General features: G+C 51.7%; 17 protein-coding genes, 1 riboswitch and 1 other annotated feature. Of the genes, 10 read left to right on the forward strand and 7 right to left on the reverse strand.

Going from position 1 to position 17,802, the window contains the following annotated elements; all coding sequences use genetic code 11:
• Positions 1-652 precede the first annotated feature (652 nt).
• The 4 genes from KXG62_RS13640 to KXG62_RS13655 all read left to right on the forward strand — a co-directional run bounded on the left by KXG62_RS13640 (position 653) and on the right by KXG62_RS13655 (position 5,901).
• A complete protein-coding gene (locus KXG62_RS13640) occupies positions 653-1,237 on the forward strand; it encodes a CPBP family intramembrane glutamic endopeptidase (RefSeq protein ID WP_218092523.1) in 585 nt (194 codons plus the stop codon).
• An 859-nt stretch (positions 1,238-2,096) separates the two neighbouring features.
• Entirely contained in the window at positions 2,097-2,657 is a 561-nt protein-coding gene (locus KXG62_RS13645) for an accessory gene regulator B family protein (protein ID WP_218092524.1), read from the forward strand.
• Between the two features lie 189 nt (positions 2,658-2,846).
• Complete coding sequence (locus KXG62_RS13650) at positions 2,847-4,655, forward strand: putative bifunctional diguanylate cyclase/phosphodiesterase (RefSeq protein ID WP_218092525.1); 1,809 nt, start codon at positions 2,847-2,849, stop codon at positions 4,653-4,655.
• 97 nt (positions 4,656-4,752) lie between these two features.
• On the forward strand, positions 4,753-5,901 hold the full coding sequence (locus KXG62_RS13655; RefSeq protein WP_218092526.1) for a phosphodiester glycosidase family protein: 1,149 nt from the start codon (positions 4,753-4,755) through the stop codon (positions 5,899-5,901).
• 48 nt (positions 5,902-5,949) lie between these two features.
• Here KXG62_RS13655 and KXG62_RS13660 read toward each other — a convergent pair whose 3' ends face one another.
• The 4 genes from KXG62_RS13660 to selD form a co-directional block, all read right to left on the reverse strand.
• The gene (locus KXG62_RS13660) at positions 5,950-6,312 is read right to left on the reverse strand and encodes a YtxH domain-containing protein (RefSeq protein ID WP_218092527.1); all 363 of its coding nucleotides are present in this window, start codon (positions 6,310-6,312) and stop codon (positions 5,950-5,952) included.
• A 6-nt stretch (positions 6,313-6,318) separates the two neighbouring features.
• Positions 6,319-6,762 carry a DUF948 domain-containing protein gene (locus KXG62_RS13665; RefSeq protein WP_218092528.1) on the reverse strand — a complete coding sequence of 148 codons (444 nt, stop codon included), beginning with the start codon at positions 6,760-6,762 and terminating at the stop codon, positions 6,319-6,321.
• A 155-nt stretch (positions 6,763-6,917) separates the two neighbouring features.
• On the reverse strand, positions 6,918-7,940 hold the full coding sequence (gene mnmH / locus KXG62_RS13670; protein WP_218092529.1) for a tRNA 2-selenouridine(34) synthase MnmH: 1,023 nt from the start codon (positions 7,938-7,940) through the stop codon (positions 6,918-6,920).
• 89 nt (positions 7,941-8,029) lie between these two features.
• Complete coding sequence (gene selD / locus KXG62_RS13675; RefSeq protein WP_218092600.1) at positions 8,030-9,088, reverse strand: selenide, water dikinase SelD; 1,059 nt, start codon at positions 9,086-9,088, stop codon at positions 8,030-8,032.
• A gap of 305 nt (positions 9,089-9,393) precedes the next feature.
• On the opposite strand from selD, the gene KXG62_RS13680 reads away from it, so the two are divergent.
• Positions 9,394-10,029 carry a bifunctional 4-hydroxy-2-oxoglutarate aldolase/2-dehydro-3-deoxy-phosphogluconate aldolase gene (locus tag KXG62_RS13680; RefSeq protein WP_218092530.1) on the forward strand — a complete coding sequence of 212 codons (636 nt, stop codon included), beginning with the start codon at positions 9,394-9,396 and terminating at the stop codon, positions 10,027-10,029.
• Between the two features lie 61 nt (positions 10,030-10,090).
• On the opposite strand, the gene KXG62_RS13685 is transcribed toward KXG62_RS13680, so the two are convergent.
• Positions 10,091-10,663: an FAD-dependent oxidoreductase gene (locus KXG62_RS13685; protein ID WP_218092531.1), complete on the reverse strand. Its 573-nt coding sequence runs from the start codon at positions 10,661-10,663 to the stop codon at positions 10,091-10,093.
• 447 nt (positions 10,664-11,110) lie between these two features.
• On the opposite strand from KXG62_RS13685, the gene KXG62_RS13690 reads away from it, so the two are divergent.
• The 4 genes from KXG62_RS13690 (at position 11,111) to KXG62_RS13705 (ending at position 13,729) form a co-directional block, all read left to right on the forward strand.
• Positions 11,111-12,256, forward strand: coding sequence for an LCP family protein (locus KXG62_RS13690; RefSeq protein ID WP_218092532.1), 1,146 nt, complete (start codon positions 11,111-11,113; stop codon positions 12,254-12,256).
• A gap of 80 nt (positions 12,257-12,336) precedes the next feature.
• Positions 12,337-12,441, forward strand: a riboswitch (guanidine-I (ykkC/yxkD leader).
• 100 nt (positions 12,442-12,541) lie between these two features.
• A complete protein-coding gene (locus KXG62_RS13695) occupies positions 12,542-12,880 on the forward strand; it encodes a DMT family transporter (protein ID WP_218092533.1) in 339 nt (112 codons plus the stop codon).
• Positions 12,881-12,882: 2 nt separating this feature from the next.
• Positions 12,883-13,197: a DMT family transporter gene (locus KXG62_RS13700; protein ID WP_218092534.1), complete on the forward strand. Its 315-nt coding sequence runs from the start codon at positions 12,883-12,885 to the stop codon at positions 13,195-13,197.
• Between the two features lie 106 nt (positions 13,198-13,303).
• Positions 13,304-13,729 carry a hypothetical protein gene (locus KXG62_RS13705; RefSeq protein ID WP_218092535.1) on the forward strand — a complete coding sequence of 142 codons (426 nt, stop codon included), beginning with the start codon at positions 13,304-13,306 and terminating at the stop codon, positions 13,727-13,729.
• A gap of 106 nt (positions 13,730-13,835) precedes the next feature.
• On the opposite strand, the gene aspS is transcribed toward KXG62_RS13705, so the two are convergent.
• On the reverse strand, positions 13,836-15,143 hold the full coding sequence (gene aspS, locus KXG62_RS13710) for an aspartate--tRNA(Asn) ligase (RefSeq protein WP_218092536.1): 1,308 nt from the start codon (positions 15,141-15,143) through the stop codon (positions 13,836-13,838).
• Positions 15,144-15,348: 205 nt separating this feature from the next.
• Positions 15,349-15,581 (reverse strand) — a binding site (T-box leader).
• Positions 15,582-15,704: 123 nt separating this feature from the next.
• On the reverse strand, positions 15,705-15,884 hold the full coding sequence (locus KXG62_RS13715; protein ID WP_218092537.1) for a hypothetical protein: 180 nt from the start codon (positions 15,882-15,884) through the stop codon (positions 15,705-15,707).
• A gap of 248 nt (positions 15,885-16,132) precedes the next feature.
• Here KXG62_RS13715 and KXG62_RS13720 point away from each other — a divergent pair, with 248 nt between their 5' ends.
• Positions 16,133-17,764: a DUF2339 domain-containing protein gene (locus tag KXG62_RS13720; RefSeq protein ID WP_218092538.1), complete on the forward strand. Its 1,632-nt coding sequence runs from the start codon at positions 16,133-16,135 to the stop codon at positions 17,762-17,764.
• Positions 17,765-17,802: the final 38 nt, after the last annotated feature.

Here is a 17,802-nt window from a genome sequence, read left to right on the forward strand (position 1 = left end):
CGCTGTTAATGACGCATGTGTCGATCATTTCTTTTACATTGCAGTCCTTAAAAATGCCTAACTATATGATATTGTTTCAACCGGTCTGTTTTATTATTTTTTATTACTATATTTTCAAAATTCAATTCCTGCATACTTTAATCGTTACCTTAGCTGTTTATACGATTAATTTTATTGCAGAAGTTTCTCTTTACCTTTTTTACACGCGGTTCCATATCGCTGAATTTTTGGAGATAGCCCAAGCTGCTGAAATTTTGCCGCTTTTTTATCTTTTAATAATCAATGTCGTGCTTTCAACGGTACTATACAAGTTTAGAATTGGATTTACATTTGTTCCGTTTCGAAAAATCTCAAGATCAGCGTTTACTAACATCAAACGCAATACTTTTTTCTTGGTGTCATCCGGTTTATTCATTGTAATCTTCGGGACCGCCACCGTGGTTTTCTTACACGCTTCTGTTCTGGCAGGTTTAACCTCAGTAAGCATGTTCATGGTTCTTTTATTTCATCATTTATATAATCGGGAAATTCGAGAATGACTACAGAGTTATCCGATCTAAGCTGTGCTGTAATATCGCTGCAAGTACCTGTTTTGCGCTTTGGCGCTTGACACAAACCGGCATTACTTACATAAAATCAAACAGGTGAATAAATGGACAAAAGGTATGTATTCATTCTATTGGTCTTCGCTCTGATCACGATTCCGGGCTCGCTCCTTCTATACGAGAATAAATATACGATCACGTTTCTTCCTCTGGTTTGTTTAGTGATCGTGTCGATGCTGTTGAAGGATGAAATCCTACACTTTGACTTTAATTTATTGAAAAATCGCGAATTGTACATATGGGTATACAAAGGTCTCGCATACTGTATTTATACATACGCCATCGGGGTGCTCGTGTTCGGAACAGTCCATACGATCGCTGAGGAAGCTTCCTATTCTTTTCCCATCGTACCGATATATATAGTCATTACCGGCCCGATCATCGAGGAAGTGGTGTTCCGGAAAATTATATTCGGCCGCTTATCCGCCAAGTTTGGATTCTGGCCTGCGGCGCTATGTTCCTCGATCCTGTATTCAATCATTCATTACAGTATCGAAAGATTCGTCATCTATATCGTCGTCGGTCTGTTCCTGTGCTATATCTATAAGAGATCAAATACGATCGTGTCTACGATCATGATCCATGCCATTTTAAATATTGCTGCCCTCATATCGGCAACGTTATTACAATGAAATAACCAAAAAAGACGTAATTTAATCGACAATTTTCTACTTGTGAAGTATATTATAGTGTATTAAACTTAAACACAGGGAAGCGCAGAATTTTATCTAAGGCTGTCAACAGATAGCATTATATAGCAAAAAATAAGACTTTATATCTATGTCCATATCCCTAGTCATCTATTAAAATGGCTATAAAGGAGATTATGATGAATTTGGCTCTAAGCTTTATTTTTTCGTCTTTGGAATATATAGCAATGTTAATGTTATCTCTGAGCGCCTTCAGACTTCAAATTCGTTATTCCCTACATAAAATTGTTCTGATTGCTGTCATAATGACTATTGTGTCAATGTATATTCGAGTAGGGCTAGGCTTGTCAAGCTTTGCAGTTTTGCCGACTTTTGTCTCTGAGATTGTAATGATTGTTATATTATTCAGACTCCCGCTACTGTTCTCATTCCTGATTAGTTTGATCGGTACCTTAGCCACAGCAACAATAGAACTTGTATTTGTTTCTATTGAAGTAGCCACCAACCTCGTAACAGTCGAAGACTTACAGAATAATAATGCTTACGTTCAAATCCCAACTATCATTGTAATTTTACTGATCATGTCCTTTTTGTTAACAAGAAAGATAGGATTTCATTTCACAATGAGAGACGCAATTAGAGGCTACAACTTTTACCTTTCAGCCATATTGGTCATCGCAGTATTATTACTACAATTTGAACTGTATTCTTTTGAAAGAAGCCTCGTCCACGTTCTAATCCCGGTTATTTCCACCGTAGTTTTCTTGCTCTGTATCTATTTATCTTACAAGCATAACCAAAAATTATGGAAGGAACGACGTGAAAGACTGGAGAAAAGAAAATGAATTATATTGATCGTTCAGCCACTTACATAGCGCAGTCCATAAGAAAACATAACAAAAATGCAGGTTCTGAAATCGCATTAAAGTACGCTTTGACGTTATTAATAAATACTTCATCTGCGATTATTGTATCTCTTATTATTTGCACACTTACAGATAGATTCATATATGCGATGTTATCAATTGTCGGTTTTTTAGTTTTACGTTACTTCAGTGGGGGGCTGCACCTCTCTTCCTCATTTTCCTGCTGCTTATTTTCTACTTGTCTAATTACTTTAGTCGCTCATTCAAGTTTTCTTTATTTTAATCTGGGATTCATAATAAATTGCATTGCATTTATTATTCTTTGCAAAACAGCTCCAAACGGGATTAAAGGTGTAAGTAGAATAAAACCCAAATATTACCCATTACTTAAGCTAATCGCATTGTGTATTGTCAGCAGTAATTTTTATTTTCAGTCTTCCGTATTAGCAACTGTTTTTTTCTCGCAATCGGTTCTAACTACCTCTCTAGCTTACTCCATAAAAGACTACATTGAAAGGTGGGGACAAAGTAATTGAGAACACGTGTAGCTATTATAGCAAATACTTTCCTTATGGCTTTTGCTGCTTTGATGCTAGGAACAAACTGCGTTATTGTACACCGTCCCGAAACTCCTCAAGAACTGCTGAAAAAATAATACATAATCACAATGACGGCTGCCGGGTCTTCGTTCGGCAGCCTAATCTTTATCTTCTGGAGCTGAATTTATGCAGAAAATCCCCGTGACTCGGGATGGCAAAAGAGGGTCCGAGCTTCTGGTCATTGATGCCGGCGACGTCGTCAAAATCAACCGGATTCGCGAGCGCGAAGTGATCATCCACACCAAAGACGAGCAATTTTACCTTGACTTTTCATTCGACAGCTTGGAAGAATGGTTGTTCGAGGACGGGTTTCGCCTGCTTGATAATACGAATATCGTCAACATGAATCATGTGCAATCGTACGATTCGAAGAAAGGGACCGTTTACCTTACATCGGATTACCGACCGCATGCCAAAACGGCTTCCGCCGCCCGTATACATAAGGAGCACATCGAGAACGCCGTTCAGCTCATCAAGACCGGCGATTATTCTTCCACCGAACATAACCCCGAACTGCACGAAGAGCTGTTCGCTAAAATCATTAGCGCAACGAGCGACTACCATTTGCTTCGTTCGTACGCCACCATTCGCGCGGTGAACGAACGCAAGCGAGCTGAAGAAAAAATCGTGCATATGGCTTATCACGACTTGCTCACCAATTTACCGAACCGACTCATGTTCGACAACAAGCTGAAGGCGCAATTTGAAGAGTCGCAGCGCAACGGCAGCATGATGGCCATCGTATTTTTTGATCTGGACCGGTTCAAGGTCATTAACGACACGCTCGGGCATCACGTCGGCGATCAGCTGCTTCAACTGCTCGCGCGCAAGCTGCAAGTCTACGTTGCGGAAAAGGACATCGTCGCCCGTTTCGGCGGAGACGAGTTTATCATACTATTGACGAATCTGACACATATCGATGAAGCGTCCCAGTTTGCCGCAGGGATTCCGGATTTGTTCAAGGAACCGTTCGTTATCGAGGGTCATGAGTTATTTGTCACCGCGAGCATCGGCATTAGCATGTATCCGCATGACGGACAGGAAGCGGAGACGCTGCTGAAAAATGCGGACATCGCCATGTACCGTTCGAAAGAAAAGGGCGGGAACGCGTACCACTATTACAAGCCGGACATGAACAAGCGGTCGATGCAGCGGCTCAATCTGGAAATCCACCTGCGCAAGGCGCTTAAACGGGGCGAATTTGACGTATATTACCAGCCGCTTGTCGATCTGAGCAACGGCGCCGTGTTCGGTATGGAGTCGCTGGTGCGGTGGCGCCATCCCGAATGGGGGCTCGTGTCCCCCGCCGAATTTATCCCGCTCGCGGAAGAGACCGGGTTGATCGTGCCGATCGGCAACTGGGTGCTGAAGCAATCATGCCTGCAAAACAAAGCATGGCTCCAGATGGGCTATTCGCCGTTAATTGTCTCCGTCAACATCTCGGCCATTCAATTTCATCAGCAAAACTTCGTGCAGATCGTCACGGAGGCGCTGGAAGAGTCCGGCCTTGCTCCGGATCAGCTGTGCCTGGAAATAACGGAAAACATCGCGATGAACAACCTTCCTTACATTACCGAAACGATGCAAAGGCTTAGAGCGCTCGGCGTGCGCATTTCTATCGACGATTTCGGGACCGGTTATTCTTCGCTAAGCTATTTGAAACGGTTCCGCGTCCATACGCTGAAGATCGATCAGTCGTTCATCCGGGACATCACGTCCGACGAAGACAACGCGGCCATCGTCACTGCACTGATCGCCATGTCGCACCGGCTCAAGATCAAATCGCTGGCCGAAGGCGTCGAAACGAAGGAGCAGCTCGATTTCCTCATTACGCAAGGCTGCGATGAGATTCAGGGCTACGTCTTCAGCAAACCGATGCCTGCCCCCGATTTTGAGCTTTTAATTAAAGAAAACAAGCATTTATACGTGAATTAGAAAAAAGCGGCAGATTTATGCAACTTTTTTCTTTTTTTTTCGTTATTAAAGATAAGCGGCACTCTGTCCATTACCTCGTATCAGAAAGGAACTGCTTATGTCCGTACCTTTATCCGACAGCGCGCGTACGCAAAGCGCGAAAGCACTCGGAAACAAAAAGAACAAACGCATGAAGCGCAAAGCCTCTCCCCCGCTGATCACTCTTTTCTTTTATACGGTATTCTTCGTATTCTTCTTCGGCATAATCGGCAGCGTCTGGTTTTTTCTCACCGAATCCGGCACAAACGTCCGTTTGCTAATGGCCGACACGCTGATCACGACGCAGCACCGCCATTGGGCCAAGTATTTGATCGGCAGCGAGGAATTGGACAAGCGCGTCAACCGTTATTGGGCGCAATTTGACAAGTACTCGGAGGTTGAGGATAAGCAGCTTGTCCATATCGCCCCCGAACCTGTCGTTCCTGTCGTGGAAGAAGTGAAGAAGCCGATTGTCGAAATCGAGCCGATCCAGGGAACGAACTTCAAGGGGCATCTGCTGATCGTCAATGATCCGAAGAAGCTGCGGATTGCCGTTCCCGGCAAAGCAGGCAAAGGGGAGAAGGTCTCCTCCATGGTATCCCGCCTTGGGGCCGTCGCAGGCGTGAACGCCGGCGGCTTCGTCGATCCCGAATGGATGGGCAACGGCTTCCAGCCGACAGGGCTGGTCATGTCGGGCGGCAAAATATTTTATAATGACGGCGGAATGAATACGTCGAATCATATCGTCGGCATCGATAAAGAAGGCCGCATGGTGGCAGGAAAGTATACGCCGAACGAGCTGATCAAGATGGGCGTGCAGGAAGCGGTGACGTTCGCTCCCAAGTTCATCGTCAACGGCGTCGGCCAGATTAAAAACCAGGCGGACGGCTGGGGCATCGCTCCCCGTACGTGCATGGCGCAAAAAGAAGACGGCACGATCATGTTCGCCATTATCGACGGCCGTCAGCCGGGACACAGCATCGGGGCTACGCTGTTCGACATTCAAAAAATATTTCTCGAGCACGGCGCAGTGACGGCGGCGAATCTCGACGGTGGCTCCTCGACTGTGCTGGTCAAGGACAACAAAATCGTCAACAAACCGGCAAGCGAGTACGGAGAGCGTTACCTCCCTACCGCCTGGCTCGTGTTCGACGAGCCTGAGACCGCTCCGATCAAGAACATATGGGAAGGACTCGATCCGAGCAAAATCGATCCGTCCAAGTGGTAAAAAAAGCACCCCCGTTTGCACATAAAGCAAACAGGGGTGTTTCGCTTATTATTGCTCTTCGCGATCGACGGCCGTCGCTGCCACGGAAGCTTCGGCAGCCGCCACCTCGTCGCCGGTTCCTTTGCTTCGCGCAAACGCTTTGACCCCTTGGCCCGCTTGCACGGCAGCGTCTTTCGCCTTACCGGCCCAATCGGACGTCGTTTCTACAACGTTCGAAGCCAGCTGCTTCGATTTTTGCGCCACTTCTCCGGCGAACTGCTGCGTTTTCTCGCTCACTTGCTGGCATCCTTCCGCAATATCGGCGCGCAGCTCGCGTCCCGATTTGGGGGCGAACAACAAGGCGGATACCGCTCCCAATACGGTGCCAACCACCGCGCCTACCAACAAATCTTTGCCTTTATGCTGTGCCATTCCTCTTCACTCCTTCGATTTGGATCGCTTGTAAGCTTGCAGGCGATGCCAGAGATGAATGCCGGCGGTCGTCAGTTCCATCAGGTCGTTCACGGTATCCTGGTTGTTATGTACGGCTCTCCGCGCTTCAAGAACCGAATGTTCCACCGTTTGCGACATGACCTTGACGGAGCGGGAAACGCGATTCATCGCTTCCCCAGTCTCGTTCGCCGCCTTGAACCAGGCGTCTGCGGCAGCCAGCTTGACCTGCACCTCTTCTACCAAAGCGGTAGAAGCCCGGAACAGCCGCTCCGATTCACCGGCCGTATGCGTTACCTGCCGCTGAACCGCTTGGAGCGCCGCTTCCGCCTGCTGCAAAGCGGCATCTGCCCGGCGAAGCAGCCGGATCCCGTACACCGTCACGATCAAGAAGGCTGCCATACACAGCGCTACACCGTACTGCCACCACACATGCATCCACCTCCGTCCCTTCAGCTTGCTTCTGGACGAATGCCCATTTGAGATAATACAGTATAAGACGGCATGCCTTGTCTTGACACAGGAAACGGCCATTTTTTTTCGAAACGGCGTGAAAAAGAAAAAAGCCTCGCTGTGAAAGCCGAGACTTAGGGCAGCATGGCTATGATTTGTTCGACGGCATCGTCCAGCGTGTCGGCCTGCACACGGGCCGGTTCGTGGGCATACCGGCTCTCGGAATGCTCGTACCGTGGATCGTAGTAATATTCCAGCAGCAGCGCGATCGCTTCCTCGAATTGATTGAGCAGCAGATGACGCTCAATCGCCGCCGATATCGGCGTATGAATACGCCTGCGTATATGTTCGAATGCTGCTAAGCACTCGTCCTTGTGTTCGTGCGGATGATAATCGTCCGTAATGTGCCGTACCCGTTCGACTAAGGGCATGTCGACCATGATCGGCTTGCCCTGCTCCTTCTTCCGCACCAGAAATTCAGGCAGCACTGCTTTGCCGACCCGGCGGCTCTCCGCCTCGACCAAAATGTACGGCTTTTCGTTCAGACGCAGCAGCTCGTGCGCCAGCAGCGATTCGAACGTCTTCTGGTTATTCGGTTTCAGGCCGATTTGACCGAAGATCGAGCCTCGATGTCCGGCCAGGTGCTCCAGATCCAGAACCGGGTACCCGCGCTCGGCCAGCTTACGCAAAATCAGCGTCTTGCCCGTTCCGGTATTGCCGCCGATGACGATCATTTCCGGCTTCAGCTCGAACGAATCGAGCAAGCCGGTAACCCATTGCCGATAGGCGCGAATGCCTCCGGCAAGCCGGTATACACGAATGCCCATCAAGGAGAGCAGCGTCGCCGATGTCCGGCTGCGCATGCCGCCCCGCCAGCAGAACACCGCCTTGCGCGGCTCGATCGACTCAAACTCGCGGATGAACGCCGGAAGCTTAGCCGAGACGATCTCAAGCCCGCGCTGCTTGGCCGCCTCGATGCTCACCTGCTTGTAGATCGTCCCGATCTCCGCCCGCTCCTCGTTCGTAAAGAACGGTATGTTACTGCTTCCGGGGATGGTAAATTCTTCGTATTCTCCGGGAGAACGGACATCGATCAGCGCCAGCTCCCGTTTGTTTTGCAGCTCCAGCAGTTCGTGCACTTGGATGTCTTGAAACAAAAAGGCTCGCTCCTTTTATGAAATAACTGTACAATCGCTTCGATAGCTTGCGGCAATCGGCGTGCGATCAGACGAATCAAGTCTATCGATTACAAGGACGGCTCCACGCGGATCTCGCCCGGATGATCGGAGACCGTCTCGCCAATGATCGCCGCTTCTACGCCCGCGCCGCGCAAATCGACGAGCAGCGCCTCCGCTTTGTCCGCGGCGACGGAGATCAGCAGCCCGCCGGACGTAACCGCATCGCATAAGATCCACTGGTCGATCTGATCGATCGACGGCGCGAACGACACGGTGCCCTCCAGATGCGCGAAGTTATTTTTCGTGCCGCCGGGCACGAAGCCCGCTTCCGCCAGCTCACGAACGCGAGGCAGCACAGGCACTTGAGCTTGGCCGACACGCACGCCGACGCCGCTGCCTTTGGCAAGCTCGGCGGCATGACCGAGCAGGCCAAAGCCGGTCACGTCCGTGCAGCCGTGCACGTCGTACGGCTCCATCATTTCGGCCGCCGTTTTGTTCAGTGTCGTCATCACCTTCGTCACCCGCGCAATCTCTTCTTCGCTCAAGGCGTCCTTCTTGATCGAGGTCGTCAAGATGCCGACCCCGATCGGCTTCGTCAGTATCAGCTTGTCTCCAGGCTTGGCTCCGGTATTCGTCTTGGCTTTAGCCGGATGAACGAGGCCGGTGACGGCAAGCCCGAACTTCGGCTCATTGTCGTCGATGGAATGGCCGCCTACGAGCGTCGCGCCCGCTTCCTTGACTTTATCGCCTGCTCCGCGGAGAATGTCCGCCAGCACGCTTTTATCCAGTTTCTTGATCGGAAAAGCGACGATATTGAGCACGGTTAACGGTTTGCCGCCCATCGCGTAAATATCGCTGAGCGCGTTGGCCGCAGCGACCTGGCCGAAGGCATACGGATCGTCGACAATCGGCGTGAAGAAGTCCACCGTCTGGACTAAAGCCAGTTCGTCCGTCAGTTTGTATACCCCGGCATCGTCGCTCGTATCGAGCCCGACAAGCAGGTTCGGATTGGGTTCGGCCGGAGGCAGCGTGCGAATCACTTGATGCAGATCGGCCGGACCGATCTTGCAGCCGCAGCCGCCCTTCGTGGAATAAGAAGTCAGCTTGATTTTCTCGCTCGTCGACATCATAGATCGTCTCCCTTGCTTTATAATGTATCGGACAACACATCGGCCCGCATCTGGCTCAGTTACCGAATGGTCCTGCGTTCTCCGGCGCTGCGATGCGGATCAGGACGCCGCTTCGTCTTTCCCTGAAGACGAATGGCCCGTCTATTTTCGCTAACTTACAGATTATCATAGATAGCCCGTAAAAAAAAGCAATCGGCAGGTTCGCCAAACAGCGCATGCCGGCATCGATAAATCGTGGTGAAGCTTGGCAACCAGTGATATAATGAACGTATGCGACTAAGAATGAGGCGGAGGACAACACAATGAATCGTGAACAAGGCTTGAAGCTCATCGAAGCAGTGAAAATCATCGCGATCGTACGCGGCGTTGAAGAACAACATATTGCCGGTGTGGCCGAAGCTCTACGGGACGGCGGCATTCCGATCATGGAAGTGACGCTGAATACGGAAGGCGCGCTCGGGATGATCGGGCGGCTGCAGCAACAATACGGCGACTCCATGTACATCGGCGCCGGCACCGTGCTCGACGTCGAGGATGCAAAGCGCGCGCTGGACGCAGGCGCATCGTATCTCGTGACACCGAATACGGATGAAGAAGTCATCCGTTATGCCGTAGAACGCGGGGCACCGATCTTCCCCGGCGCTATGACGCCGACGGAAGTAGTCAAAGCGTGGAAAGCCGGCGCAACGGCGATCAAAATATTCCCGGGCGCGAGTCTCGGACTCGGGTATTTGAAAGAAGTCATGGCCCCGCTCAATCATATTCCGATGATGGCGGTCGGCGGCGTGAATGAAGACAACATCGGCGAATTTATGCGAATCGGCTGTTATGGCGTAGGCATCGGCGGTTCGCTCGTGAACTTGAAAGAAATCGGAGCCGGCCATTTTGACTGGGTTCGCGAGAAAGCGGCCCGGCTGGTTGAACGCTCGAAAATTTAATCTTGATATAATTCCATAAAGAAGGGCGGTTCCTCGCAGTCGAGGGCCGCCCTTTCGTATGCTACGCTTTTTTCATGACATCGTGATCCACGTAACGCTCGCCGTTCAGCTCGCTGATGACGTTGATCGCCACTTTCGCTCCGTCGCCGGCCGTAATAATCGTATGCACGGATACGCCGGCCGCCGTTCCGGCCGCCCAAATCCCCGCCACGTTCGTCTTGCCGCTGGCATCGGTCTCCAATACCGTCTTGATCCGCGGCTCCGTACCGGGCTTCGTATTCACGCCGATCGTTTCAGCCAGGTCCACCATCAATCCCGTGGCAAGAATGACATGCTTGGCCTCATAGCTGTTGCCGCCTTCGGTTTGCAGCTGGAACCCTTCGCCTGCTTTGGTCACGTTCGTCACTTTATCCTGAACGAGCTCGGCGCCGAACTTCGCAGCCTGCTTCTTGCCGATGTCCACCAGATCGGGACCGGTGATTTCCAGAACACCGTAATGATTTTCAACCCAAGCGCGTTTCGTAATGCTTTGGTCGCTGTCGACGACCAGCGTTTTCTTTCCGGCCTTTGCAGCAAACAGTGCCGCGCTCGCTCCCGCCGGACCGGCACCTACAATAGCAATATCATAAGACATGGTTCATCTTCCCCTTTCCATTATGTCGAACGCGCATGAAGTTGCGCAGGTTCGCTTAGGTATGATTGACAGGAATCAAGATAAGGTTACGAATGATAACCAGCTTTCATATGATAAGAACACATCATGTCCATTATCGGCGATCTCCAATCCATTGTCAAATTCAGGGAATCGAGGCTCCAAGCGTCGAATTTGCCAGTTCGCAGCCGTTTCGAAAAAGCGCGATCGCGACGTTCAAAAAAAATTGAACCGGTTCTCGTTTCCGTTCGTCAATTACGTTGGGAATCGTGTCGAAGCAGGTCGATCGCTTGTCCGTATCGACACAAGATTCGATAGGCAAAAAATTGTATAATTACTTTACATACGTAATTTTCATGTAACCTTTTGCCATCCTTTTTACGTTATAATAATAGACAGTGTTCGACAGGCACGATAAGGAGGCTTAACATGCCCGCACCCAAACCCAGAAAGAAGCGGTCGAAATTTCTGAAAACCGCCTTGATCTGTTTGACCGTAGTATGCGCCGGAGCCGGCGGATATAGCGCCTATCTCGTCTATCAGGCGAATCATGCATTGAAGCAGATGTCTGCAGGACCTGCCGACTTGAGCGAAGCACCGCCCATTACCACCACCCCGATCTCCGGAAAAACACCGACGGGCAACGAATGGAGACCGATGACGTTTTTGCTGACAGGTGTCGATCATCGCGCAGGCAGCGGCGGGAGCATGAATGCCGACGTATTGATGCTTGTCGCGTTAAATCCGCAAACCCGCTCCGCCACGATTCTCTCCATTCCCCGGGATATGGAGCTGAAGCCGAAGGAGTTTGGTCTGTCCTCGCAAAAAATCAATTATTATTACGCCTATTATTACAATCAAAATAAAGATACGGCGATATCCAAAACGAAAGCATTGTTCAGCCGCATGTTCGACCTGCCGATCGACTACATGGCCGTCGTCGATTTCGACGGATTTCGCGATGTCGTCGACGCCCTGAACGGCGTCAAAGTGGACGTCGATATGGATATGCGTTATGTAGACGACGAGGACGGAACGAACATTAACCTGAAGAAAGGGCTGCAGACGCTGGACGGCAAGCAGACCCTCGATTTCTTGCGATATCGCAAATCGAATCGCGGAACGGCGGAGTCCTCCGATATCGCCCGCAATCAAAGGCAGCAGCAAGTACTGAACGAGCTGCTGAACAAGATGACTTCCTTCAGCGGCATCGCCCAGTGGGGAGATATGCTGGAAATTGCAGGCCGCAGTGTGAAAACCGATATCCCGGCAGATCAGCTGCGAAACTTCGTGCTCAATTTCTCGAAGCTGAAGCCGAGCACGATCGACTTTATCCATTTGAACGGAGATTGGATCAGTCCTTTCATCGTTCCGAAAGTATCGGATCTGCGCGAGGCGATCGATGCGCTACACGCACAAACGGAGCAGACGGGTGACCTCCTCCCGTCCGGAGGCGGCACGACGGTATCCGAAGCAACGTATGACCGGCTGATGGAACGGTTCCGGCTCGAGCCGGACAAGAAAGCTTCCTCCCCCTCCTCCGCCGCAAGGACGATCAACCGCGCTACATATTAAGGCGAGCGCAGCCTTACCAGTTGATTCATTAGCCAAGTTACGCTATGATAAAGCTACCTTATTCATACGGAAAAGAGCATACTTCTGTTTTCTAGGGTTCCGCGATGAGGCATCATCGGCTGGTCCAAGGGGAAACGCACCGGCCTTGCCCGCCGGTGACACGGAGGGACAAAAGCCCGGGAGGATATCACGAGAGTGATATCTTTCCCGGGCTTTTCTTTTCGGTAAGTAAGGGTACATTAGGGGTGACATCATCCATCGATGCATCGCAAGGAGGAATGAACAATGAATCGCAATTGGTCCATGGTTTTCATTGCCGGATTATTTGAAATCGCCTGGGTGATCGGGCTGAAGCATTCTAGCAACACGATCAGCTGGCTGGGTACCATCATCGCCATTCTGATCAGTATGGATCTGCTCATACGGGCGTCCAAACGACTTCCCGTCGGAACCACCTACGCCGTATTTACCGGCATCGGCACTTCGGGAACCGTCATTACGGAAATGGTCGTCTTCGGTGAGCCGTTTAAAATAGCGAAGCTGCTGCTCATCCTGCTGCTCGTTACCGGGGTCATCGGCTTAAAGGTCATTACAGGCAAGTCTTCGGCGAAGGAGGTGCAGTAACCATGGCTTGGCTGGCTCTCATATTGGCCGGAATCTGCGAAGTGATCGGCGTATCCGGCATCAATAAGGTAAATCAATCGAAAAGCTTCACGTCCTATTTGATTTTGATCGGCGGATTTCTGTTCAGCCTCATGTTGTTATCGTTCGCCATGAAGACGATCTCCATGGGGACGGCCTATGCGATATGGACCGGCATCGGCACCGTCGGCAGCGCGCTCCTCGGCATGCTGGTGTATGGGGAATCGAAGGATTGGCGCCGTCTTCTGTTTATCGCCATGGTATTGGCCGCCGCGGTCGGCCTGAAGCTGATCGACTGAGCCGTACACGTTGGAAAATCACATTATGGCTGCATGGAAAGGCGAATAAACAGATGCACCCCATCCATATTATGGTATTATAATGGTAATAAGAAGGAGGAGATCAATGAAAAAAATGCATCCCTCTGTTGCAGGCATAGTCATTCTCGCGATGATATGGCCGCTAAACATGGTCTGTACATTGGCGGAAAACAGCAATGTCAAGGTAACGTTCCTATTGGCTACGACGTTACTCGTGACAGCCGGATTACTTTTCAGTCTTTTTGGTCTGAAATACGCCAGACACGGCTATACGTACTCTCAAAGCAAAGTTCAAATCCTCTATATGCTGCTCGGAGGACTCGGTATTTTGTTCCATTCGTTTTTGTACGTCTTTTTCGTTATATACTGTTTGGCCGTATCGGGCTCCGTCAATACATGGCTTGGTTTAATCGCCTTCGTTCTAGTTATCATTGTCCCCGCGCTGATTGGATATAAAACCTCAGGCGTGTATCCCGTAAGAAAAAGAACCGTACGTAAAAACACTGCCTGATGCTAAACTACCCTAATGAGAAATGAAATGATGGAGCAGGCGCCGCAGCGACCTGCTCCATCTCGTTTCAATTCACACGCGAAATTATTCGGCTGCCGACTTTCGATTACGGGGCGAGCCGCGTCCGATCCCGCGGAAATGCCGAAGCTTCGCGCACATTGGACTGGCCGAGCAAACGCGAGGTGAGGCGCTCAAGTCCGATGGCGAACCCTCCATGCGGCGGCATCCCGTAACGAAACACGTCAAGGTAACCGGCAAAATGCTCCGGGTCCAACCCCCGGCCGCGAATCGAGGAGACGAGCTCCTCGTAATCGTGAATACGCTGGCCTCCGGTCGTGATCTCAAGACCGTTGAAGATCAAGTCGAACGAAGCGGTGAGCGCGCCGTTCTCAGGTGCCGGCATCGCGTACATCGGGCGAATTTCACGCGGGTACCGCGTGATGAATACGAGCGCCGCCTTGCCGCTTTCCGCCACATGCTGACAGATGAGCCGCTCGCCTTCAGGGTCGAGGTCTCCCTTCGGCGATGTCTTGCCATACTTCCGCTCCACGATGCGCTGCGCTTCCGCAACCGGAATGCGCGGGATGTCATCCGGCAGCCGGATGTCGACGCCGAGCAGAGCCAGCTCCGCTTCGCATTCGGCAGCAACCTTCTCCAGCATATACCGCAGCATCTCCTGCTCCAAATCCATCAGCTCTTCCTCCGACTGGATAAAGCCCATCTCGACGTCGAGTGAGACATATTCGTTCAGATGGCGGGACGTATTATGTTCCTCCGCCCGGTATACCGGGGCGATTTCGAACACTCTCTCATAACCGGCGCCGACCATCATTTGCTTGTAAAATTGAGGCGATTGAGCCAAATACGCTTGCCGCCCGAAGTAATCGACGGGAAACAAGTTGGAGCCTCCCTCGGTCCCCGCCGCGACGATCTTCGGTGTGAAAATTTGAGTGAAGCCGCGACGGCATAAGTAGTCGCGAAACGCTCCTGCCAAGGCGGACTGGATGCGGAAAGTCGCATGCAGCCGCGGATGCCGGAGCGACAGTACCCGATGATCGAGCACGGTGTCCAGCCTTGCGCCGATCGTCTTTTTGTTGACTTCGAAAGGCAACGGCGCGGCGGCGCTCATGCAGTGAGCAGAGACAGCGCGGATCTCCATCCCGCCGGGCGCTTTCGGCGCGAGTGCGGCGATGCCGGAGACCGAAAGCACAGATTCCAGGCTGAGCGGCATTTCCGTCAGCTCTCTTTCGAAGACGCATTGGATGATCCCGCTCCGGTCGCGCACGTTCACAAAGGCCAGCTGGCCGAGATGGCGTATGCTATGAACCCATCCTTGGACGGTTACCGGGCGTTCCACATGCTCGGAGACATGGGCGCAAAGCACACGAATGGGCTGTTTGGAATGAATTTCCATGAGTAGACACTCCTTTTATTGTGTTGGGTATGACTTACTGCAAAATTGTTATTGTCGTCATCGTTATCATCGTCGCCATCATCCATGTGCATCACCTCCCTAATTCGTCTCCACCATTCACGTTGTTCCCGGCAGCGGCATCCCCCGGATGCCCGCGGGAGCCCTCCAGCGCAGCGCCTAAAAAAAACAGAAAAACCCCGTCCCACATAGGGACGAGGTTGAGTTCGCGGTACCACCCTGATTATCGCGCCAACAAAGCACGATCAGCTTAAACCCGTAACGCAGGATTGCGTCCGCTCCTACCGGATCGCAGCAAAGCGATCGTTCAGGCGGAACTCGCCGGGGTCTTTCGCCGGTGGCCGCCGCCGTCCTCCCAGCCATGGGACAGCTCTCTGTGCGCAGCGCGATCCGGTTACTTCTCCGGTTCATCGTTTTGGTGATTTCACATATCTTATTCCGTTTTTTTACATTTGTCAACCCAATTATTCATTTATTGCGTTTGCCTGCCCGAATGATAGCGCCGGTACAAGCAACCGCCGGATGCAGCGAACGAAAGCTCCTTTACTGCCCGTTGCGCATCCAGCGGCCAAGGGCTGCAGGAATCCATTGGTCATCCGGATCGTCGTACAAATCCTCGTCGTCGCGGTGAATGACTTCCTCATTCAATATTTCGGCAGCTTCCCCTTCGGTCAACGGACGATCGAACTGATGCTCCAGCTTCTGAATGTATTCCTTGTCCATGCGAATCAATCCCTCCTGACAAGTATTCATCGCTCTTCTCTTGTTATGATTTCCAAGCCCCCCCACCTTATGAACGAAGCCGTTTGGAAAGTTATGCAGCTCATGAACGGTACGTTCGCGCCTGTCCGAAGTCTAAACGAGGCGGTCCCGGCGTAAAGGTACTAAAGCAAGTTAGTACTTACTGGAAACGAACGCGCCATTTACACTGAAAATCAAGAAGAATGAGCTAAGAGAGGGATGCGCGGAACATGAATGATTTTTTGCGAAGGTCATGGATCAGCGTATTGGGCGCTCTGTTTATTCTCAGCGCGTTTGCGTATTTATTCAAGTACACGCTGAATCAAGGCTGGCTCACGGATTCGATCAAAATCGGCCTTGGCCTTTCGGTCGGCGCCGGCTGTGTCATTGGCGGACTGAAGCTGCTCGGCAGGCATAAGCTGGCGGGTGAAATCGCGGCGGGGCTCGGCTCGGCCATTTTGTACACCACGTTCTCCTACTCGGGCATTTACTTCGCCTTATGGGATTCCATGACTGTTTTCCTCTGCATGCTGGCGCTGACCGTCGGCATGAGCGTCTTGTCTTACCGGCTGCGACTGCGGCTCGTCATGAATATGGCGCTGCTCGGCGGGCTGCTGTCCCCGATGATTTTGCGGCCGGAGACGGATCAAGTGTTTACTTTGTTTCTTTATTTGCTTGTGCTGAACTGCGCTTACTTTACGGTCAGCATCCGTCTGGCCTGGACCGAGCTGAAGCTGTTCGGCTTCATCGGAACGTGGCTGCTGTACGCGATCTACTTTATTCAAATGGACCCGCTGCTGGACCGCGTCTGGAGCTTGCCGTTCCGCTATGCGCTGGCCGCCTATGTCTTTTACATGCTGGCCTTCTTCGTTTCCTCGTGGAAAAATAACCTGAAATTCGATGGCCTGAACCTGTATCTCGGTTTCGTCAACGCCGTCCTCTTCGGTTTATGGGCCGTCATTTTACTGGATGGCCACGCATCGTTTGCATACCCGCTGCTGCTGATGGGGATCGTCTACGTGGCGCTCGCGTTCGCTGTAGGGAAAATGACCGTATCGATGTCCGGGCCCGTTTGGTCGAAGCTGTGCGGCGGTATTCTGCTCATCTTGATCGCCTCGACCCAGTTCGGCCACGGTCTCGCCGTCAAACCGCTGCTGAACGTATACTTTTGGCTCGCCGTAAGTGTCATCCTGCTGATCGTCGGCGCGCGGAAGCGTTGGGAACCGCTGCGGGGAGCGGGCATGGCCGTTTGGATTATCGTCGGAATTTACTGGTTCTATACGACATGGGATACGCCGTGGGGCATATGGTTCGGCGTCTATATCCCTTTCCTGAACTGGGCGGCGCTCGCTTGGGAACTGCTCGCCGCGGTTGGCTTCTATATTTCGCTGACCGGCAAGTTCGGACAGCTTCGGGATCGCGACAACCGGAGTCTGGCCTGCGTCTTCTCGGTACTCAGCCACCTGGTCGTCGGCGGGCTGCTCACCGTGCAAGCGGAAAATATGATCGACTATTACAAGCTGGGCGGCATCATGGACTTGGACTTGACGCTATCGGTCGCATGGGGAATCTATGCGCTGCTGCTGTTCTTCTGGGGCGCCTACAGCCGCCAGACGATGTACCGTGCTTTCGGCTCCTTCGTCCTTGTTGGCGTGGCAGTCAAGACGCTGCTGTTCGATCTGTACGGCAGCGAGACGATCTACAAAGTGATCGTGCTGTTCCTGCTCGGCATCATCACATTCGGCATCGCCTACATTAACGGCAAATGGGCCGCGAAGCATCCGGTCATGGAAACCGCCACACCGGAACCAGAGCCTGATGCAGACAGGGAAGCCGACGAAAGCCAGTCGCCAGCGAAATAATCGTTCGGCTCGAACGATGCGGTCGGTGCACCCGACAA

Source organism: Paenibacillus solanacearum (genome assembly GCF_910593845.1).
GTDB classification, from domain to species: domain Bacteria; phylum Bacillota; class Bacilli; order Paenibacillales; family NBRC-103111; genus Paenibacillus_G; species Paenibacillus_G solanacearum.